The sequence below is a fragment of the Neobacillus terrae genome, assembly GCF_011393025.1.
GTDB classification, from domain to species: Bacteria; Bacillota; Bacilli; order Bacillales; family Cytobacillaceae; genus Neobacillus_A; species Neobacillus_A terrae.
Window position 1 is genome coordinate 1 of sequence record NZ_JAAOEO010000025.1, and the last position, 20,627, is coordinate 20,627.

Annotated in this window: 22 protein-coding genes and 2 other annotated features; all 22 genes read left to right on the forward strand. The window is 41.4% G+C overall.

The window, feature by feature from the left end; genetic code table 11:
- Positions 1-729 precede the first annotated feature (729 nt).
- A complete protein-coding gene (locus G8761_RS22615; RefSeq protein WP_166030222.1) occupies positions 730-1,191 on the forward strand; it encodes a CtsR family transcriptional regulator in 462 nt (153 codons plus the stop codon).
- A gap of 27 nt (positions 1,192-1,218) precedes the next feature.
- Entirely contained in the window at positions 1,219-1,767 is a 549-nt protein-coding gene (locus G8761_RS22620; RefSeq protein WP_166030223.1) for a protein-arginine kinase activator protein McsA, read from the forward strand.
- A gap of 1 nt (position 1,768) precedes the next feature.
- Positions 1,769-2,845, forward strand: coding sequence for a protein-arginine kinase McsB (locus tag G8761_RS22625; protein WP_166030224.1), 1,077 nt, complete (start codon positions 1,769-1,771; stop codon positions 2,843-2,845).
- 13 nt (positions 2,846-2,858) lie between these two features.
- Positions 2,859-5,309 (forward strand): ATP-dependent protease ATP-binding subunit ClpC, encoded by a 2,451-nt coding sequence (gene clpC / locus G8761_RS22630; RefSeq protein WP_166030225.1) that lies wholly within the window; start codon positions 2,859-2,861, stop codon positions 5,307-5,309.
- 242 nt (positions 5,310-5,551) lie between these two features.
- Positions 5,552-6,934 carry a DNA repair protein RadA gene (gene radA / locus G8761_RS22635; protein ID WP_166030226.1) on the forward strand — a complete coding sequence of 461 codons (1,383 nt, stop codon included), beginning with the start codon at positions 5,552-5,554 and terminating at the stop codon, positions 6,932-6,934.
- A 3-nt stretch (positions 6,935-6,937) separates the two neighbouring features.
- Complete coding sequence (disA, locus tag G8761_RS22640; protein WP_166030227.1) at positions 6,938-8,011, forward strand: DNA integrity scanning diadenylate cyclase DisA; 1,074 nt, start codon at positions 6,938-6,940, stop codon at positions 8,009-8,011.
- Positions 8,012-8,169: 158 nt separating this feature from the next.
- Entirely contained in the window at positions 8,170-9,252 is a 1,083-nt protein-coding gene (locus G8761_RS22645; protein WP_166030228.1) for a PIN/TRAM domain-containing protein, read from the forward strand.
- An 18-nt stretch (positions 9,253-9,270) separates the two neighbouring features.
- Positions 9,271-9,960: a 2-C-methyl-D-erythritol 4-phosphate cytidylyltransferase gene (ispD, locus tag G8761_RS22650; RefSeq protein WP_166030229.1), complete on the forward strand. Its 690-nt coding sequence runs from the start codon at positions 9,271-9,273 to the stop codon at positions 9,958-9,960.
- Between the two features lie 53 nt (positions 9,961-10,013).
- Positions 10,014-10,496 carry a 2-C-methyl-D-erythritol 2,4-cyclodiphosphate synthase gene (ispF, locus tag G8761_RS22655; protein WP_166030230.1) on the forward strand — a complete coding sequence of 161 codons (483 nt, stop codon included), beginning with the start codon at positions 10,014-10,016 and terminating at the stop codon, positions 10,494-10,496.
- A gap of 76 nt (positions 10,497-10,572) precedes the next feature.
- Positions 10,573-12,030 (forward strand): glutamate--tRNA ligase, encoded by a 1,458-nt coding sequence (gltX, locus tag G8761_RS22660; RefSeq protein WP_166030231.1) that lies wholly within the window; start codon positions 10,573-10,575, stop codon positions 12,028-12,030.
- A gap of 95 nt (positions 12,031-12,125) precedes the next feature.
- Positions 12,126-12,383 (forward strand) — a binding site (T-box leader).
- A gap of 144 nt (positions 12,384-12,527) precedes the next feature.
- Entirely contained in the window at positions 12,528-13,196 is a 669-nt protein-coding gene (gene cysE / locus G8761_RS22665) for a serine O-acetyltransferase (RefSeq protein ID WP_166030232.1), read from the forward strand.
- Positions 13,177-14,574 carry a cysteine--tRNA ligase gene (gene cysS / locus G8761_RS22670; RefSeq protein WP_166030233.1) on the forward strand — a complete coding sequence of 466 codons (1,398 nt, stop codon included), beginning with the start codon at positions 13,177-13,179 and terminating at the stop codon, positions 14,572-14,574. Before cysE ends, cysS begins: the two co-directional genes overlap by 20 nt.
- A gap of 3 nt (positions 14,575-14,577) precedes the next feature.
- Positions 14,578-15,003 carry a Mini-ribonuclease 3 gene (locus tag G8761_RS22675; protein WP_166030234.1) on the forward strand — a complete coding sequence of 142 codons (426 nt, stop codon included), beginning with the start codon at positions 14,578-14,580 and terminating at the stop codon, positions 15,001-15,003.
- Complete coding sequence (gene rlmB / locus G8761_RS22680) at positions 15,000-15,743, forward strand: 23S rRNA (guanosine(2251)-2'-O)-methyltransferase RlmB (protein ID WP_166030235.1); 744 nt, start codon at positions 15,000-15,002, stop codon at positions 15,741-15,743. Before G8761_RS22675 ends, rlmB begins: the two co-directional genes overlap by 4 nt.
- A 2-nt stretch (positions 15,744-15,745) precedes the next feature.
- Positions 15,746-16,255 carry an NYN domain-containing protein gene (locus G8761_RS22685; RefSeq protein WP_166030236.1) on the forward strand — a complete coding sequence of 170 codons (510 nt, stop codon included), beginning with the start codon at positions 15,746-15,748 and terminating at the stop codon, positions 16,253-16,255.
- 70 nt (positions 16,256-16,325) lie between these two features.
- Positions 16,326-16,976 carry an RNA polymerase sporulation sigma factor SigH gene (gene sigH, locus G8761_RS22690; RefSeq protein WP_166030237.1) on the forward strand — a complete coding sequence of 217 codons (651 nt, stop codon included), beginning with the start codon at positions 16,326-16,328 and terminating at the stop codon, positions 16,974-16,976.
- A gap of 114 nt (positions 16,977-17,090) precedes the next feature.
- Positions 17,091-17,240 carry a 50S ribosomal protein L33 gene (gene rpmG / locus G8761_RS22695; protein WP_166030238.1) on the forward strand — a complete coding sequence of 50 codons (150 nt, stop codon included), beginning with the start codon at positions 17,091-17,093 and terminating at the stop codon, positions 17,238-17,240.
- 43 nt (positions 17,241-17,283) lie between these two features.
- The gene (gene secE / locus G8761_RS22700) at positions 17,284-17,466 is read left to right on the forward strand and encodes a preprotein translocase subunit SecE (protein ID WP_166030239.1); all 183 of its coding nucleotides are present in this window, start codon (positions 17,284-17,286) and stop codon (positions 17,464-17,466) included.
- A gap of 344 nt (positions 17,467-17,810) precedes the next feature.
- Positions 17,811-18,344, forward strand: coding sequence for a transcription termination/antitermination protein NusG (gene nusG, locus G8761_RS22705; protein WP_166030240.1), 534 nt, complete (start codon positions 17,811-17,813; stop codon positions 18,342-18,344).
- Positions 18,345-18,607: 263 nt separating this feature from the next.
- On the forward strand, positions 18,608-19,033 hold the full coding sequence (gene rplK, locus G8761_RS22710) for a 50S ribosomal protein L11 (protein WP_166030241.1): 426 nt from the start codon (positions 18,608-18,610) through the stop codon (positions 19,031-19,033).
- A gap of 163 nt (positions 19,034-19,196) precedes the next feature.
- Positions 19,197-19,895 (forward strand): 50S ribosomal protein L1, encoded by a 699-nt coding sequence (gene rplA / locus G8761_RS22715; protein WP_166030242.1) that lies wholly within the window; start codon positions 19,197-19,199, stop codon positions 19,893-19,895.
- A 51-nt stretch (positions 19,896-19,946) separates the two neighbouring features.
- Positions 19,947-20,073, forward strand: a sequence feature (ribosomal protein L10 leader region).
- 31 nt (positions 20,074-20,104) lie between these two features.
- Positions 20,105-20,605 carry a 50S ribosomal protein L10 gene (gene rplJ, locus G8761_RS22720; protein ID WP_166030282.1) on the forward strand — a complete coding sequence of 167 codons (501 nt, stop codon included), beginning with the start codon at positions 20,105-20,107 and terminating at the stop codon, positions 20,603-20,605.
- Positions 20,606-20,627: the final 22 nt, after the last annotated feature.

The following is a 20,627-nucleotide window of genomic DNA, read 5'->3' on the forward strand; positions in this document are numbered from 1 at the left end:
TAGTTGGGACATGCGTCCCTGTGAGAGTAGGACGTTGCCAGGCAAACGAAAGACAACCTGTATGGGTTGTCTTTTTTTGTGGTTAAAGATAACTGCGTGGGCATGGAATAACGGTAAATTTTGATAAATGTAGAAGCTTGCCTGAAATATGCAGAAGTTTTATCTAAAAGTGTAAAAGTGTAATCAAAAAATGTAGAACATAGGTTGAAATTTGTAGAAAATCAGTTGGAAATTGTAGAAGCAAGAAATAGACAAGAAGATTTCCTTTAATTTGAAGAAACTGTGAACAAAAATAGGCGACACTCCCCGAAAGTGCATTCTCATTTCCTCCGTGCGGTGTTTATTCGAGGTGTAAGTTCAATGTCCTGCAGAAAAACGGGCTGACAAGAACCCCCAGTGAGGAACAAACGAGGAGGCATTGCTAGTTCGTCCCCGGAAAGGTAGTAAATTCCCCTGATCCTTATTAAAATTTAAGAATTAATATATATCCGCCAATTGTCTCCTTCTAATCGCCATCAGTCTTCCATTCTTGAAAAAAACCCCCCGTAAATTTATTAATGTTTCCAATTAATTTCAAAAGGGTAGAAATTAAAGCCCATTTCCCTAAAAAAGAGGTTTCACGTTGGATAGATTTGGAGAAAATATCATAATACCAGATCGTTGCAACTACATAAGAATATCATGTATAATTTATGTCAAATATAGTCAAAGTCAGAAGGGGGTGGGCAGATGAGAAACATCTCCGATATTATCGAGAATTACTTAAAAAAGGTTTTGGAAATGAGCGACGAAGATCTGGTTGAGATTAAAAGGAGCCAAATTGCGGACAAATTTCAGTGTGTTCCTTCTCAAATTAATTATGTTATCAATACCCGCTTTACTGTGGAAAGAGGATATATTGTTGAAAGCAAAAGAGGCGGTGGTGGATATATAAGGATTATAAAGGTCCAGGCTCATGATCTTGCTGATGTAATTGACCAATTAATGTCTCTTTTCCAAAACCGTATCAGCCAGTCAAGTGCCGAAGATGTGATATACAGACTTGTACAGGAGGAGATTATTACTACTAGGGAAGCTAAAATTATGTTGAGTGTAATAGACCGCTCGGTTTTATATATTGATCTTCCTTATAGGGATGAATTAAGGGCGCGGATGTTAAAAGCAATGTTAACTGCTTTGAAATATAAATAATGATAGAGGAGCAGGAGAGGTGAGAAAATGATTTGCCAGGAATGCAATCTAAGGCCTGCAACGATGCATTTCACCAAAATAATAAATGGAGAAAAAACCGAAGTCCATTTGTGTGAAAAATGCGCTAATGAAAAAGGGGAAATGTTCATGGGCAGTTCTCCTACAGGATTTTCAATTAATAACCTGCTGGCAGGGCTGCTTAATATCAATCCTTCCTTCCAGCAAACTCCCCAGAAAACATTTCAACAGGAAAATGTTTTGCAGTGTGAACACTGCTCCATGACGTACCAGCAATTTGCCAAGATAGGAAGATTTGGCTGTGCTCACTGTTATGAAACATTTAAAGAACAGCTTACACCTATTTTAAGACGCCTACACGGAGGAAATTCGGCCCATAATGGGAAAATTCCAAAGCGAATTGGAGGCACGATCCACCTTCGAAAAAAACGGGATGAGCTAAAAGGGGAATTAAAGGAATTAATCAATAATGAGAAGTTTGAGCAAGCTGCTGAGGTTCGGGATGAGATTCGTTCCCTTAATAAAAGATTGAACAAGGATCAAGAGGGAGGGGAATAACGTGTCTCTGGAGAAATTTATAAACCAGGCAATTAGTTCTTGGATGAACGAAGATGGCCCCGATTCGGATATTGTATTAAGCTCCCGTATCAGACTGGCTAGAAATATACAGGATTATAAATTTCCTACAATTTTTTCACATGATGAGGCAAAAATGATTATTGTGAAAATGGAGGAAATAATTAATAAAGGCGAAATAACAAAATTTGGCCAACTGGAACTTTTAAAAATGGATGAACTTCAGCCCCTGCAAAAGCGTGTCTTGATGGAAAAACATCTCATAAGTCCAAACTTAGCAGAGGATTCCTCGCATGGTGCCTGTATTTTGACTGAAAATGAAGAGGTTAGCATCATGCTGAACGAAGAAGACCACATACGTATACAGTGTCTTTTTCCCGGGCTGCAGCTTACAGAGGCCCTGGAAGCCGCAGGGGAAATTGATGACTGGCTTGAAGAGCATGTTCAATATGCTTTTCATGAGGATTTTGGATATTTAACAAGCTGCCCAACCAACGTAGGAACCGGATTAAGGGCCTCAGTCATGATGCATTTACCGGGCCTCGTTCTTACTCAGCAAATAAATAGTATTATCCCGGCGATTAATCAGCTTGGTCTTGTGGTAAGAGGTATCTACGGAGAAGGAAGCGAGGCACTTGGCAACATCTTTCAAATCTCCAATCAAATGACACTTGGAAAGTCTGAAGAGGATATCACCGAGGATATAAAAAGTGTTGTAAGCCAGCTTATCGCACAGGAAAGGTCCGCCCGTGAAGCATTAGTAAAAACTTCTAACATACAATTAGAAGACAGAGTGTTTCGTTCATATGGAATCTTATCCAATAGCCGTATCATCGAAACGAAGGAAGCTGCACGCTGCCTCTCGGATGTTCGGCTTGGTATAGATATAGGTTATTTTAAAAACATGTCCAGGAGTATACTGAATGAATTAATGATACTCACCCAGCCAGGATTTTTGCAGCAATATGCAGGTGGGCCTTTGCGCCCTCATGAAAGGGATATAAGAAGGGCTGCTCTAATTCGAGAAAGATTAAGAATGGAAAAAGAAAAAGAAGAATGAGGAGGAAGAGACTATGATGTTCGGCCGATTTACAGAGAGGGCACAAAAAGTATTGGCATTGGCTCAGGAAGAAGCAATTCGCCTGGGACATAATAATATAGGAACAGAGCATATTTTACTGGGGTTGGTTCGTGAAGGCGAAGGGATTGCTGCTAAAGCATTGTATGGTCTTGGCCTTGGGGCTGAGAAAATCCAAAAAGAGGTTGAGAACCTGATTGGAAAAGGCCAGGACACTCCACAGTCCATTCATTATACACCTCGTGCCAAAAAAGTAATTGAGCTTTCCATGGATGAAGCGAGAAAACTCGGTCATTCTTATGTGGGAACTGAACATATTTTATTAGGCTTAATTCGTGAAGGTGAAGGCGTAGCAGCGAGAGTTTTAAATAATCTTGGTGTCAGCCTTAACAAGGCACGCCAGCAGGTACTTCAACTGCTTGGAAGCAATGAGTCAGGGGGACATCAAGGCGGATCATCTGCAACTGCCAATACTCCTACCCTTGATAGCCTTGCCCGCGACCTAACAGCAATTGCACGGGAAGGCAGTCTTGATCCAGTGATTGGACGCAGTAAGGAGATCCAGCGCGTTATTGAAGTTTTAAGCCGCCGTACAAAAAACAACCCTGTTCTCATTGGGGAACCTGGTGTAGGTAAAACCGCAATTGCTGAAGGCCTTGCCCAGCAGATTGTAAGTAATGAAGTTCCTGAGATTCTCCGTGACAAGCGGGTAATGACACTTGATATGGGTACTGTGGTTGCAGGAACTAAATACCGCGGTGAATTTGAAGACCGCTTAAAGAAAGTAATGGACGAAATTCGTCAAGCGGGAAATATCATTCTTTTCATCGATGAGCTGCATACACTTATTGGTGCAGGAGGAGCTGAAGGCGCAATCGATGCCTCCAATATCCTAAAGCCATCACTTGCCCGCGGAGAGCTGCAGTGTATCGGTGCCACCACACTTGATGAATATAGAAAATATATTGAAAAGGATGCAGCATTAGAGCGCCGTTTCCAGCCAATTCGTGTGGATGAACCGACTGCTGAAGAATCCGTTCAAATTTTAAAAGGATTGCGTGACCGCTATGAGGCTCACCATCGTGTAACAATTGGCGATGATGCGATTGATGCGGCAGTTAAATTATCAGACCGATATATTTCTGACCGTTTCCTTCCGGATAAAGCAATTGATCTTATTGACGAAGCAGGTTCAAAAGTACGCCTGCGCTCTTACACTACTCCTCCTAACTTAAAAGAGCTTGAAATAAAGCTGGAGGATGTTAGAAAAGAGAAGGATGCGGCAGTTCAAAGCCAGGAATTCGAAAAGGCAGCATCCTTGAGGGATACTGAACAGCGCCTGCGTGAACAACTCGAAGAAACTAAGAAGAATTGGAAAGAAAGACAAGGAAAAGAAAACAGTGAAGTAACAGTTGAAGATATTGCCAGTGTCGTATCCAGCTGGACTGGAATTCCTGTTTCAAAGCTTGCACAGACTGAAACTGAAAAACTTCTAAATCTAGAAGAGCTGCTTCATTCTCGTGTAATTGGCCAGGAAGAGGCAGTTAAAGCAGTTTCCAAGGCAGTTAGACGTGCAAGAGCGGGGCTTAAAGACCCTAAACGTCCAATTGGCTCCTTTATCTTCCTGGGACCTACAGGTGTAGGTAAAACAGAGCTTGCTCGTGCCTTAGCTGAAGCTATGTTCGGCGATGAAGATGCAATGATCCGTATTGATATGTCAGAGTATATGGAAAAGCACTCAACCTCCCGCCTAGTCGGTTCACCTCCAGGATATGTAGGTTTTGAAGAAGGCGGACAATTAACAGAGAAGGTCCGCCGCAAGCCATATTCTGTCATTCTTTTGGATGAAATTGAAAAAGCACATCCGGACGTATTTAATATTCTTCTTCAGGTGCTTGAAGATGGACGCCTTACAGATTCGAAAGGCCGTACGGTGGACTTCCGCAATACTGTCTTAATTATGACATCTAACGTAGGTGCTGAGGCGCTGAAACGAAATAAGTATGTCGGCTTTAATATTCAGGATGGAGAACATGATTATAAAGACATGAAAGGCAAAGTCATGGAGGAACTGAAAAAAGCATTCCGACCTGAGTTCCTTAACAGGATTGATGAAATCATTGTCTTCCATGCTCTTGAAAGGAAGCATCTTCAGGAAATTGTTACCCTTATGTCGGATGCCCTCATTAAGCGTCTTAATGAGCAAGACATCAAACTTGAGCTTACTGAGGCAGCAAAAGACAAAATTTCCAAAGAGGGCTATGACCCAGAATACGGAGCACGGCCACTTCGCAGGGCCATCCAAAGACATATTGAAGATCGTCTGTCTGAAGAACTGCTTAAAGGCACCATTTTAACCGGGCAGCATGTTATAATAGATATAGAAAATGATGACTTCGTTGTAAAAACAGAAAAAACAGCTGAAAAAACTGAATTAGCTAAGTAATGCTTTCAATGTATAGAACATAAACAAGGAGGAGGTACACAAAAGGAAAAACGTGTACCTCCTTTTTAGGTAAGTAATTTTATAGGGACAAGCGCCCCATCCACTAGTAATTCCTTAGTTCCTTTCCGCACTGCTCCACTTAAATGTTCCTTTTTTATGTACTTGTAGATTGTCGGATAGGTTACTGTTAATACGATGTCACTAATTGGGCCTTGCGCTTTTCTAATGAAAGGGAGAAAGAGATGGCTAAGAGAAAAACAAAGTTTATGTGCCAGGAATGCGGCTATGAATCTGCCAAATGGATGGGTAAATGCCCTGGTTGTGGTGCATGGAACACGATGGTAGAGGAAGTGGAGGCTACAGGGACAAAACGCCGAGGGGCATTTGCTCACTCAGAGGGCGGTGCAGCCATCCTGTCTAAGCCTGCTCCGATTACATCAATTGAAACAGTCAGTGAACCGAGAATATACACAGATCTGAATGAACTGAACCGGGTTTTAGGGGGAGGAGTTGTCAAAGGATCTTTAGTGTTAATTGGCGGAGATCCGGGTATCGGTAAATCTACTTTGCTTTTACAGGTTTCATCCCAGCTTGCCAATAAAAACCATTCTGTTCTGTATATATCTGGAGAGGAATCTATAAGGCAGACCAAGCTCCGTGCGGACCGCCTCGGTGTCTCATCTGAAAACCTGATGGTCTACTCAGAAACGAACCTTGAGGAAATAAGCCGTACGATTGAAACAGTTAATCCTGCTTTTGTTATTATCGACTCCATACAGACAGTGTTTCATCCAGAGGTAACATCTGCACCAGGAAGTGTTTCACAGGTTCGGGAATGTACAGCGGAGTTAATGCGTATAGGAAAAACAAAGGGTATAGCCATTTTTATCGTAGGGCATGTCACAAAGGAAGGCAATATAGCAGGCCCAAGGCTGCTCGAACATATGGTAGATACGGTTCTTTATTTTGAAGGAGAGCGTCATCATACGTATAGGATTTTAAGGGCTGTCAAAAATCGCTTCGGTTCCACTAATGAGATGGGAATTTTCGAAATGAAGGAATTTGGATTGGAAGAGGTAGAAAATCCATCGGAAATTTTCCTTGAGGAAAGGTCTCAGGGGGCCGCAGGGTCCACTGTAGTTGCATCAATGGAGGGAACCCGCCCGGTGCTTGTAGAAATCCAGGCGCTGATATCCCCCACCAGCTTTGGGAACCCAAGAAGAATGGCAACTGGTATAGATCATAATCGAGTACCTTTGCTAATGGCAGTTTTAGAAAAACGGGTTGGCATGCTTTTGCAAAATCAGGATGCCTACTTAAAGGTGGCTGGTGGAGTAAAATTGGATGAGCCTGCAATTGACCTTGCCATTGCGGTGAGCATTGCCTCAAGTTTCCGTGATAAGCCAACAAGGGCTACTGACTGCATTATCGGTGAGGTGGGCCTTACAGGGGAGATTAGAAGGGTTTCGAGGATTGAACAGCGTGTGCAGGAAGCCGCAAAGCTTGGTTTTGAAAGGGTCATCCTCCCTGCTAATAATTTAAGCGGATGGACCGGACCTAAAGGGATTGAATTGATCGGAGTTTCCTCTGTAAGTGAGGCTCTAAAAGCTGCATTAGGAGGGTAATGGATGGAAAATAAGAAGCCTGTCGAGCACAATATCAGTGATATTCTAAAATTAGTTGCACCAGGTACGCCGCTCAGGGAAGGGATTGATAATGTCCTCAGGGCAAAGACGGGCGGACTTATTGTCGTCGGATATAACGAAAAAACGAAAACAATCATTGATGGTGGATTTCAAATTAATTGTCCCTTTAGTCCCAGTTTTCTGTATGAACTGGCAAAAATGGACGGGGCAATTATCTTAAATGAATCCGGGACTAAAATCATAATTGCCAATGCACAGCTTGCTCCGGACCAGGGTGTTCCTTCTGCGGAAACAGGAATGCGCCATCGGACAGCTGAGAGGGTTGCCCGTCAGACAAAGTCACTTGTAATTGCTATTTCACAGAGAAGAAATGTTATAACCCTTTATCAGGGAAATTTTCGTTACGCACTCAGGGAAATTGGCGTCATTTTGGCAAAAGCAAATCAGGCAGTCCAAACCCTTGAAAAATATAAGACTGTTCTTGAGCAAAGTATCTCCTATCTGGGAATCCTGGAATTTGAAGAGTCTGTAACCTATAACGATATCCTCCAGGTTCTTCACAGATTTGAATTGATTTTTAAGGTTAAGAATGAGCTGCTTGCTTATCTAAGTGAGATGGGAACAGAAGGAAGATTAATCCGGATGCAAATGGAGGAAATCCTAACAGATCTTGAAGAGGAAGTCACTTTTATCATTAAGGACTATTCTATTAACCGGGAAATAAAGCCGCAGGATGTCATTAACCGCCTTCAGGCGATTTCAGGAAGCGAAGTTATTGAAGATATAGTTATTTTAAAGATGCTTGGTTATCAGGGGTATGTTCCATTGGATGAATTTAAAAGCCCCCGTGGATATAGGATTTTAAACAAAATTCCCCGGCTTCCTGCGGTCATAATAGAAAACCTTGTAAAAAGGTTCGAAGAGCTCCCGAATATTTTAGCAGCAACTGTGGAAGATCTTGATGATGTTGAAGGAATTGGAGAAGTAAGGGCCAGAAAAATAAAGGAAGGCTTTAAGCTGATTAAAGAAAGACTTTTTACCGGGCGTCTCCTTTAAATCAGGGGAACACCTATATGTTTGACAACTCATTTTTAGCGGTGCTAACCTAGAAGAGACTGCAAAACACTTTTTTGTCTGTTTTAACGAAAAATATATAAAATAGTCAGGTTTCAATTCTGCAATTTTGTTTATAATGATTAAAAGGAGGTGAAGGAATGTTAAGACGTATTGTTCAAGTTTGTTTTCTTATTATAGGAGGCACGCTTGGGATATTCTTGATTCCGGATTTATTAACATTGTTGAAGCTGAATGACATCTCAATAATTAGTAACTCATATGTCACGGCTATTGCTGGTGCAATTATATTTTATCTTATTACTTTTTGGGCAGTGGATTATGTTACTGACTTTATTAAGTGGCTGGAGGATTCACTTGTTAGAATTCCGGTTACGGACGTAATCTTTGGAAGTGTAGGCCTCATTGTAGGTTTATTCGTCGCTTTTTTAATTGGGTATGCCCTAAGTGGTTTGAAGGTCCCTGTTGTTAATACTGTTGCACCAATATTGCTGACTTTGTTGTTTGGCTATCTTGGTTTCCAGGTTGGATTTAAGAAAAGGGATGAAATGCTTGGCCTTTTTACAAGCCGCAAAAAGAAATCTGGGGAAGATGAAGGAGAAAAAGCTGAAGGGAAATCTCTGAAAATCCTGGATACAAGTGTTATTATTGATGGCCGTATAGCGGACATTTGCCAGACTGGGTTTTTGGAAGGAACGATTATTATTCCTCAATTTGTTCTGGAAGAATTGCAGCATATTGCCGACTCTTCTGATGTTTTGAAGCGAAACCGCGGCCGCCGCGGTCTTGATATTTTAAATCGAATTCAAAAAGATCTCCCTATTAAAGTTGAAATGTATGAAGGAGATTTTGATGATATACAGGAAGTAGACAGCAAGCTTGTAAAACTTGCTAAATTGATGAATGGGATTCTTGTAACAAACGATTTTAATTTAAATAAAGTTTGTGAGTTCCAAAATGTATCGGTGTTAAATATTAATGATTTGGCTAATGCGGTGAAACCGGTTGTTCTTCCTGGTGAAGAAATGAATATCCAGGTAATTAAAGAAGGAAAAGACCACCACCAAGGTGTAGCTTATCTGGACGATGGCACTATGATTGTTGTGGAAGAAGGCAGGGAGTATATCGGCAAGAGAATTGACGTACTGGTCACAAGTGTTCTTCAGACATCTGCCGGCAGAATGATTTTTGCTAAACCTAAACTATTAGAAAAAGCACTGTAAACAGATAGGAGTCAAATTATGTCTTACCAGGTTATCCTTCCTGCTGCAGGCCAGGGGAAGAGAATGGGAGCGGGGAAGAATAAGCTCTTATTAGAGCTGGATGGTATTCCTTTATTAATCCATACACTGAAGGTATTCGAAAAGGACCCGGATTGTGAGAAAATCATTCTTGCTATAAATCCCCAGGATGAAATTGAATTCAAAGGATTGATTGAACAGTTCGGTCTTAAAAAAATAGATGACCTTGTTCCCGGTGGAAAAGAGCGCCAGCAAAGCATTCATAATGCATTGAAGACTGTGGAAAAAGGGGAAATGATCCTTGTCCACGATGCAGCGCGCCCCTTCATCCAAACAGATGCTATTAGCAGGCTGACTGAAAAAGCGGGACAAACCGGGGCCGCTATTTTAGCTGTACCCGTAAAGGATACGATAAAAAAAGCGGAAAACGGCGAAGTTACAGAAACAGTCGATCGCTCAAGCTTGTGGGCCGTACAAACCCCACAGGCTTTTCGTATTTCGATCCTCCAGAGAGCTTATGAACTCGCTGAAGAGGATGATTTTCTGGGTACAGATGATGCAAGCTTGGTAGAACGGCTTCCTCATCCTGTTTCAGTTTTAGAAGGCGATTATGATAATATAAAATTAACGACGCCCGAAGACTTATTTTTTGCAGAAGCAATCCTAAAAAAGAGAGAAGCAGCAAAATAAAGGGCAGTTATCGAGGTAAATACCATGTTATTTTTAAAAAAGGAGAATGTTAAATGTTTCGGATAGGTCAAGGATTTGATGTCCACCAATTAACGGAGGGGCGGCCGCTTATTATTGGGGGAATTGAAATCCCTTATGAAAAAGGATTGCTGGGACACTCTGATGCAGATGTACTCTTGCATACAGTTGCGGATGCATGCCTGGGAGCTATTGGTGCAGGAGACATTGGCAAACATTTTCCTGATACAGATGAGAAATTTAAAGATGCAGATTCTTCAAAGCTATTGGCTCATGTATGGAAGCTTGTCCGAGAACAGGGATATGAGCTCATGAATGCAGACTGTACAATTATTGCTCAGAAGCCAAAGATGGCTCCATATATTGAACAAATGAAGGAACGTATAGCACAGCTGCTTGAAGCTTCTCCTGGCCAAATCAATGTGAAGGCAACAACTACTGAAAAACTTGGATTTGCCGGCAGGGGAGAGGGAATCGCATCCCAAGCAGTCGTTCTGCTGAAAAAGGCGGAAGGGTAATAGTCTTTTAAAAACGGCAGTGGTAAAATAGGAAAAGCGGAAAATGATTCCGATGCTATTACAGGAGGCACTTTGTATGTCAAAAGAAGTTAGAGTTCGATATGCTCCAAGTCCAACGGGACATTTACATATTGGTAACGCCCGTACGGCACTTTTTAACTATTTGTTTGCCCGCAGTCAGGGTGGAAAATTTATCATCCGTATAGAAGATACCGATAAAAAGCGGAATATTGAAGGCGGAGAACAAAGCCAGCTGAAGTACCTAAATTGGCTTGGCATGGACTGGGATGAAGGTGTGGATGTCGGAGGAGAGTACGGTCCTTACAGACAGTCTGAAAGAAATGATATTTATAAAAAATATTATACTCAGATGCTTGAAGAAGGCCATGCTTATAAATGCTATTGTACAGAAGAAGAGCTTGAAGCGGAGCGAGAAGCACAGCTTGAACGCGGAGAAACTCCAAAGTACTCTGGAAAATGCCGCCATCTGAGCAAAGAAGACCAGCAGCGCCTCGAAAGTGAAGGGCTTAAGCCGAGCATCCGGATTGTTGTACCGGAAGGAAAAGTATACACCTTTCATGATATGGTTAAGGGCGAAGTATCCTTTGAATCAGAAGGCATGGGCGACTATGTCATGATTAAAAAGGATGGAACTCCAACTTATAACTTCGCTGTTTCTATTGACGATCATTTAATGGAAATCTCACATGTATTGCGCGGGGACGACCATATTTCCAATACACCCAAGCAATTGGTTGTTTATGATGCACTTGGCTGGGAACCTCCTTTATTTGGGCATATGACATTGATTGTAAATGAAAGCAGGAAAAAATTGAGCAAACGCGATGAGTCGATTATCCAGTTTATCGAGCAGTATGAAGAGCTGGGTTATTTGCCTGAAGCTTTGTTTAACTTTATTGCTTTGCTCGGATGGTCGCCTTCAGGAGAGGAAGAGATTTTCTCAAAAGAGCAGTTTATTGAAATTTTCAATGCAGACCGTCTTTCCAAATCACCTGCACTTTTTGACAAGCAAAAGCTTGCCTGGATGAACAACCAGTATATTAAAAATGCAGACCTTGATGATCTTGTGAAAATTACACTTCCCCATCTAGTTAAATCGGGACTGCTTCCGGCCGAGATGACAGAAGAGGAAAAAGCTTGGGCAACAAACCTTATTGCGCTGTTCCAGGAAAAGATGAGTTATGGTGCCGAAATTGTTGAACTTGCGGATATGTTTTTTAAGGAAGATGCAGAATATGAAGAAGAGGCAAAAGAGGTTTTAGCCGGTGAAACAGTACCGCAAGTATTGAAGGCATTTTCAGAGGAACTTGAAAACCTTGCTGAATTTAAAGCAGAAGGTATTAAGGCTGCCATGAAAGCTGTCCAAAAATCAACCGGCCAAAAAGGTAAAAATCTTTTTATGCCAATCCGTGCGGCTGTTACTGGCCAGACACATGGCCCAGACCTGCCTCAGGCAATTGAACTTGTAGGAAAAGCTAAGGTTCAAAACCGACTTCAGAAATTAATTGGTTAACATTCAATGGAATATGTAATATAGTATAAGAAAAGCGGAAAGCACCCATTTCAAGTGCTGCAGCTAGACAGTTTTCAAATTTTATTAACTTTATATCTAAAGCGCCGATAAGGAAAAGTAAAAAAATGATGCTTTTTAGAGAAAACCATCACCGGCTGAAAGTGGTTTAAGCCTCTCATTTTTTGAAGTGCCCCTTTGAGTCCCATTTTGAAAGGATATCTATCCTAGTAGATTTGGGCGGAACCTTCCGTTACAAGGCTAAGTTGAGATCATTGATTCTGTGGTGTGCATGGGAACCTACAGCATCCGTAAAGGTCTAAACAGAGTGGAACCGCGCCTTCAGCGTCTCTGTCTATATGACAGGGACGCTTTTTATTTTTATCTAATTTAAGGGCCGTCGTGCTCTCATCACATGAAAAACTAGCAGGAACTTATTATTGTTAAACACTCAAGTCTGAAGGAGCCTATACAAAGTAATAATAAAAGGGGGAAGAGGGATGTTTAAAAGGTTTAAGGAGGATATTGAGGTCGTTTTTGAGCAGGATCCTGCTGCCCGCACTTATCTGGAAGTAATTTTAACTTATTCTGGTCTTCATGCCATTTGGGCACATCGGGTTGCTCACGCATTTTACAAACGTAAATTTTATTTTATTGCCAGAGTTATTTCCCAGGCAAGCAGGTTTATGACAGGAATTGAAATTCATCCCGGAGCCAAAATAGGCCGCCGATTTTTCATTGACCATGGAATGGGAGTCGTCATTGGTGAGACTTGTGAAATAGGAGATAATGTCACTGTCTTTCAGGGAGTTACCCTTGGCGGAACTGGCAAGGAAAAAGGAAAGCGGCATCCAACCATAAAAGATAACGCCCTGATTGCAACAGGTGCAAAGGTCCTGGGTTCCATTACGATTGGAGAAAACTCGAAGATTGGAGCAGGGTCAGTTGTGTTGAAGGAGGTTCCTCCCAACAGTACTGTTGTCGGCATACCAGGGAAAGTAGTAATAAGAGATGGAGTCCGTATAAAGAAGGACTTGAATCACTGTGATCTTCCTGATCCAGTTGCAGACAGATTCCAGGTTTTAGAAACTCAAGTTGAGCTATTAAAGCAGGAGATTAAAGAGCTACATGAAGAAAGGAGCAAGGTCAATGGCCATTCAGCTTTATAATACATTAACACGCCAAAAGGAGGTATTCGTGCCCCTGGAAGAAGGCAAAGTAAAAATGTATGTATGCGGACCAACCGTTTATAACTATATCCATATTGGAAATGCCCGTCCGGCGATTGTTTTTGATACAGTACGCCGCTATTTGGAATTTAGGGGATATGATGTTCAATACGTCTCCAATTTTACCGACGTTGATGATAAATTAATCCGCGCCGCCAAGGAGCTTGAAGAGGACGTACCAACTATAGCCCAGCGATTTATTGATGCGTATTTTGAGGATGTATCAGAATTGGGCTGCAAAAAGGCAGATATACATCCCCGTGTCATGGAAAACATGGATATTATTATTGAATTTATAGGCAAACTAATCGAAAAAGGCTTTGCATATGAGTCAAATGGTGATGTTTATTACCGTACCAGGAAGTTTGACGATTACGGAAAGCTTTCGCATCAGTCGGTTGATGAACTAAGAGTGGGTGCAAGAATTGAAGTGGGCGAAAAGAAACAGGATGCCTTGGACTTTGCCTTATGGAAAGCAGCAAAAGAGGGAGAGATTTACTGGGAAAGCCCATGGGGAATTGGTCGTCCGGGCTGGCATATTGAGTGCTCGGCAATGGCTAAAAAGTACCTGGGCGAAACAATTGATATCCATGCCGGCGGACAGGATTTAACTTTCCCGCATCATGAAAATGAAATTGCTCAGTCCGAAGCACTAAACGGCAAAACGTTTTCCCGTTATTGGATGCACAACGGCTATATCAACATCGACAATGAAAAAATGTCCAAATCACTTGGGAACTTTGTCCTTGTTCATGACATCATTAAAAAGCATAACCCACAAGTACTCAGATTTTTTATGCTGTCAGTTCACTATCGCAATCCAATCAATTACAGTGAAGAATTGCTTGAGAATACAAAAGCTGCTTATGACAGGCTGATGACTTCCTACCAGAACCTGAAGCACAGGAAGGAAGCCAGCACGAATTTGACGGAAAACAATCAGGAATGGCTGAATAAAATAAAGGCTTTACACCAGCAATTTATTGAGGATATGGATGATGATTTTAATACTGCAAAAGCAATTTCCGTATTATTCGATTTATCCAAGCTATCGAACTATTACCTGCTCGAAAAGAATACAGCAGCGGAAGTAATCGATACGTTCCTTAAGGAATTTGAAGACTTGTTCCAGGTTCTTGGCCTTTCAATTGAGAAAGAAGAATTGCTTGATGAGGAAATTGAAGAGCTTATTGAAAAACGGATCCAGGCCCGGAAAGACCGAAACTTCCAGCTTTCAGACCAGATTAGGGATCAGCTGAAGGAAATGAATATTATTTTGGAAGATACTCCACAGGGCACAAGATGGAAAAGAGGCTGATCCATGCTTCAATATGATGAAAATGTCGATGCAAAACAGCTAAACAGCCTTGCTCTTGCTTATATGGGTGACGCAGTCTTCGAGGTATATGTAAGGCGTCACCTTCTGCAAAGCGGAAGGGTAAAACCCCATCACCTCCACCGAGAAGGAACTAAGTATGTTTCTGCCAAGGCCCAAAGCCAGATACTTTTTGAAATAATGAATAAAGGTATATTAACGGAAATGGAAATGGCTGTAGTTATGAGAGGCCGAAATGCCAAATCAGGCACAGTGCCGAAAAATACGGATGTTCAGACATATCGATACAGTACTGCTTTTGAAGCATTAATGGGGTATCTATATTTAACAGGTGACATAGAACGCCTTGAAGAATTGATTTCTCTATCGTTAAAATATGTGGATGAAAAGAAAGGAGGAGCAAAAGGATGAGTGAGGAATACATCACCGGCAAAAATCCAGTTATTGAAGCTTTGAAGTCAAATCGGGATATCAACAAAATCCTTATTGCTGAAGGATCACAAAGAGGGCAAATGACTCAAATTATCCAGCTTGCCAAAGAAACAAACGTTCTGGTTCAGTTTGTTCCCAAGAAAAAAATTGACCAGCTGACAGACACCATTCACCAGGGTGTTCTCGCCTATGTTGCAGCTTACCAATATGCAGAAATAGATGACCTATTCCAGGAAGCGGAAAAAAGAAATGAACCGCCTTTCTTTTTGCTGCTAGATGAGATTGAGGATCCCCATAATCTCGGTTCCATCATGAGAACTGCTGATGCAGTTGGGGCTCATGGAATCATTATTCCTAAACGAAGAGCGGTCGGGCTGACGGCAACAGTTGCCAAGGCTTCGACAGGAGCTATCGAGCATATACAAGTCGTCCGTGTAACCAATATGGCTAGAACCATTGAAGAGCTAAAAGAGCGGGGCGTGTGGATTGCCGGTACAGATGCGAGCGGAAAAGAGGACTACCGACAAATGGATGGAACGATGCCATTGGGGCTCATTGTTGGAAGTGAAGGCAAGGGCATGGGCAGGCTTATAAAGGATAAATGTGATTTTCTCATCCGATTGCCAATGGCAGGAAAGGTAACATCTTTAAATGCCTCTGTTGCGGCAGCCCTGTTAATGTATGAGGTTTACCGGAAGCGCCATCCTCTTGAGGGATAAAAATGGACATCCTCCTTGTTGATGGATATAACATTATTGGCGCCTGGCCAGAGCTGCGAGTTCTGAAAGAGAAGGATCTCGCAGCAGCCAGGGACCGGCTGATAGAAAAGATGGCTGAATATCAGGGCTATTCCGGCTATCGGGTAATCATAGTTTTTGATGCTCATTATGTTCAGGGGAACGAAAAAAAATATAAAAATCATAGAGTAGAAGTTATTTTTACAAAAGAAAATGAATCAGCCGATGAGCGTATTGAAAAAATGGCAATCCGGCTAAATAGCAGAACAACACAAATTCACGTAGCAACATCCGACTACACGGAGCAGTGGGCAATTTTCGGTCAGGGTGCGTTAAGGATTTCGGCAAGGGAACTATTAAATGGGATGAACGAGGTTGAAAATAAAATAAATAAGAGAGTAAAGAAAATTCAGGAGAAAAGGCCATTCTCTAAGATACCGCTCTCGGATGAAGTGGCAGAAATTTTCGAAAAGTGGCGCAGAGGTGACAAATGAGCATTGACGCTAAAAAATGACCTACTGTATAATATTTCTAACTATGCGTGTCTGGTCGGAGGGGATCTGAGTGAGTTTAGACTTCAAATCAAAAATCAACGACAGGGTGTTTTTGCTTGAAGATGAAGAAATTGTTGATTTAGTTCATAAAGGCGATACTGAAGCACTCGATTATTTAATCCATAAGTACAGAAATTTTGTTCGAGCGAAAGCAAGATCCTATTTTTTAATTGGAGCAGACAAAGAAGATATTGTACAAGAAGGCATGATAGGGTTATATAAAGCCATTCGTGATTTTAAAGAAGACAAGCTTACATCCTTCAAGGCTTTTGCGGAATTATGCATCACGAGACAAATCATCACAGCTATTAAAACCGCCACAAGGCAAAAGCATATTCCCCTCAATTCCTACATTTCATTGGACAAGCCTATTTATGATGAAGAATCCGACCGCACTCTAATGGACGTTTTGTCCGGATCAAAAGTAATGGATCCCGAAGAGTTAATCATAAACCAGGAAGAGTTTGATCATATTGAAGTAAAAATGAGCGAACTATTGAGCGATTTAGAACGGAAGGTATTAGCTCTTTATCTTGATGGCCAATCCTATCAGGAAATCTCTGAGGAACTTAACCGTCATGTAAAGTCCATTGACAATGCTCTCCAGCGGGTAAAAAGGAAACTTGAGAGATATTTAGAGATTCGGGAGTTTTCTTTATAGAGTGTCTTGAAAGTTATGGCGGTTCTATGAAACCGTTATCTCCTCATATTGACATTAAATAGGGGGCATGTTACAGTTTTAAGGACTAAAAGCAGTACCTGGCAGGTGTGAAATATGACAAAAAAAATAATCCTTGCATGTGCAAATTGCGGATCGCGAAATTATACAACGGCCGGGAATAAACAAGCTAATCCTGAGAGATTGGAATTGAGCAAGTTTTGTAAAACATGCAACGCCCATACAATTCATCGTGAAACAAAATAACTCACATAAATTTTAGCAATTCCCATAGATGGAGGTCACAAAAATGCAGCGTTTAACCAAGTTCTTCCGTGAAATAGGCCGTGAAATGAGAAAGGTCAGCTGGCCAAGACGCAAGGAATTAACCCGCTACACCATCACTGTTTTATCAACAGTTGCATTCGTTGCTATATTTTTCGCTATTATTGATTCAGGTATTTCAAAATTGATTCGTTTAATTCTTGAATAACCATAACCATTTCATGGTATAATGGAGAATATCAAAGGAAATTTTTTGTAAAGCCCGTTTAACGGGTTTTTTAATTTGTCCAAAGAAAAGCGAAAGCACTAGTGTTTTAATGATGAAAGGCTAAGTACGCCACATCCTGTGGCAACGCCTTTCTGACCCACATCCTGTGGGCCTCCGACAGGCATAAGAAAAACCATGCAGGAAATCCAGATTTCTGGAGTGGGTTGGCTTATGACCCCGAGGGGGTAGGTGCTGGAGCTAGACATCATTAGTGGAAAACCAAGTTAATGCCGTTTGAAATAATAGATTTAAAACAGGGAGGGACGGACTAAAAGTCCTCTTGAATGGAAAAGAATTGGTATGTTGTTCATACGTACTCAGGCTACGAAAATAAAGTTAAAGCTAACCTTGAAAAACGTGTAGAATCAATGGGTATGGCAGATAAAATCTTCCGCGTGGTTGTACCGGAAGAAGAAGAAACCGATTTTAAAAACGGCAAAAAGAAAGTCGTTAAGCGTAAAGTTTTTCCTGGATATGTATTAGTTGAAATCATTATGACAGATGATTCCTGGTATGTTGTCCGGAATACTCCTGGAGTCACAGGCTTTGTAGGTTCTGCCGGTTCAGGATCTAAGCCTACACCGCTTTTGCCTGAAGAAGTTAATGTGATTCTGAAGAGAATGGGTGTAGAGGAAAGACGCGCAGACGTTGATTATGAGATTGGCGAGACTGTCAGAGTAAAAGAAGGTCCGTTTGCTAACTTCACAGGAAGCATTGAAGAAATGGACAAGGACAAGTCTAAATTGAAGGTTCTTGTTAATATGTTCGGGCGCGATACCCCTGTAGAGCTTGACTTCACACAGATTGATAAATTATAAAGGCTAAGCTTAAATGCCCGATAAGGTCGATAGACACTGGGCATTGGGGCTGGACAGTTACTGGTTTTAAAAGAAAAATCATCCTATATACCAAAATAACTTGAAATGAATTGTAAAAAGTGATAATATTTCATAGGTCAGTATGTCTTGGACAACGAGACTGGACATATGTTATCAAGTTCTTTATTTTATATAAAGGCTATTGTTGAGTGGGAGGGGTTTTCCCCTATTACCACATCACGGACTTTAAGGAGGTGTGTCTCGTGGCTAAAAAAGTAATTAAAGTTGTAAAACTGCAAATTCCTGCGGGTAAAGCTAATCCGGCTCCACCGGTTGGTCCAGCATTGGGTCAAGCAGGTGTTAACATCATGGGATTCTGTAAAGAGTTTAACGCTCGTACAGCAGATCAAGCTGGTTTAATCATTCCTGTTGAAATCACGGTTTTTGAAGACCGTTCATTTACATTTATTACGAAAACTCCTCCTGCTGCCGTTCTTTTGAAAGTAGCAGCTGGAATCCAGTCTGGTTCAGGCCAGCCTAACCGTAATAAAGTAGCAACAGTTAAACGTGATAAGGTACGCGAGATTGCTGAACAGAAAATGCCTGACCTAAACGCAGCTAGCGTTGAAAGCGCAATGCGCATGGTTGAAGGTACTGCACGCAGCATGGGTATCGTTATCGAAGACTAATCAAGGCGAAACTGTTTTGGTATGATTGGGGTTGCGAGGCTGAATTTGTTCACTCGCAACCTTTATTCGTACGGAAGAAAAGCCTGTGTTTTTCTTGATGCCCTGTAGGGTGTCGCAAGTGGGAGGTTATTCCGCTAAAACCACAATCTAGGAGGAAATAAAAATGGCTAAAAAAGGCAAAAAGTATGTAGAAGCTGCAAAGCTTGTTGACAATACTAAAGCTTATCCGATTGCTGAAGCAATTGAACTTGCGAAGAAAACAAACTTCGCTAAATTTGATGCAACTGTTGAAGCTGCTTTCCGTCTGGGCGTAGACCCTAAGAAAGCTGACCAGCAAATCCGTGGCGCAGTAGTTCTTCCAAACGGTACTGGTAAAACTCAACGCGTACTAGTTTTCGCTAAGGGCGAAAAAGTAAAAGAAGCAGAAGCTGCTGGTGCAGATTATGTTGGAGATGCAGAATACATCAACAAAATCCAGCAAGGCTGGTTTGATTTCGATGTAATCGTTGCTACACCTGACATGATGGGTGAAGTTGGTAAGCTTGGCCGTGTGTTAGGACCTAAAGGCTTAATGCCTAACCCTAAAACTGGCACTGTTACTTTTGATGTAACAAGAGCTATTAACGAAATCAAAGCTGGTAAAGTTGAATACCGCGTTGATAAAGTAGGAAACATTCATGTTCCTATCGGAAAAGCTTCTTTCGAAGATCAAAAACTTGTTGAAAACTTCAACACAATTTTTGATACTTTAGTTAAAGTTAAGCCTTCTGCTGCAAAAGGAACTTACATGAAGAACGTTACTGTATCTTCTACAATGGGACCTGGCGTTAAAGTAGATCCTTCAACTGTTACTGTAAAATAATACAAATTGACAATTTGAATTGTATTTTATATAATCAATTTTGTTGTTTGAATAAATTAAACATTTGTACCGAAGACAGCAGGTGCCATCCGGCTTAATTTCCTGCCGAGGTAATACGATATAAATTATTGTATTAAACCTCCATGTCTTCCAGATATGGGGGTTTTTATTTGCCCGGTATAAATGCATCAACTACAGGAGGTGTAAAGATGAGCAATGTAATTGAACTTAAACAGCAAATCGTTGACGAAATCACAGCTAAGTTCCAAGCTAGCCAATCAACTATCGTTGTTGACTACCGTGGATTGACTGTTGCTGAAGTAACTGAACTTCGTAAACAACTTCGTGAAGCAGGCATCGATTTCAAAGTTTACAAAAACTCAATGACTCGTCGTGCTGCTGAAGCTGCGGGCCTTTCAGGTCTGAATGATGCTTTAACAGGTCCGAATGCTATTGCATTCAGTAATGAAGATGTTGTAGCGCCAGCTAAAATCCTTAATGACTTCGCTAAGAAAAACGAAGCTTTAGAGATTAAAGCAGGTGTAATCGAGGGTAATATTACTTCTGTTGAAGAAGTTAAAGCTCTTGCTGAACTGCCATCACGCGAAGGCTTGCTTTCTATGCTGCTTAGCGTACTTCAAGCTCCAATCCGCAATCTTGCTCTTGCTGCAAAAGCAGTTGCAGATCAAAAAGAAGAACAAGGCGCGTAAGCTTCACTTTGCCTAAAAAATA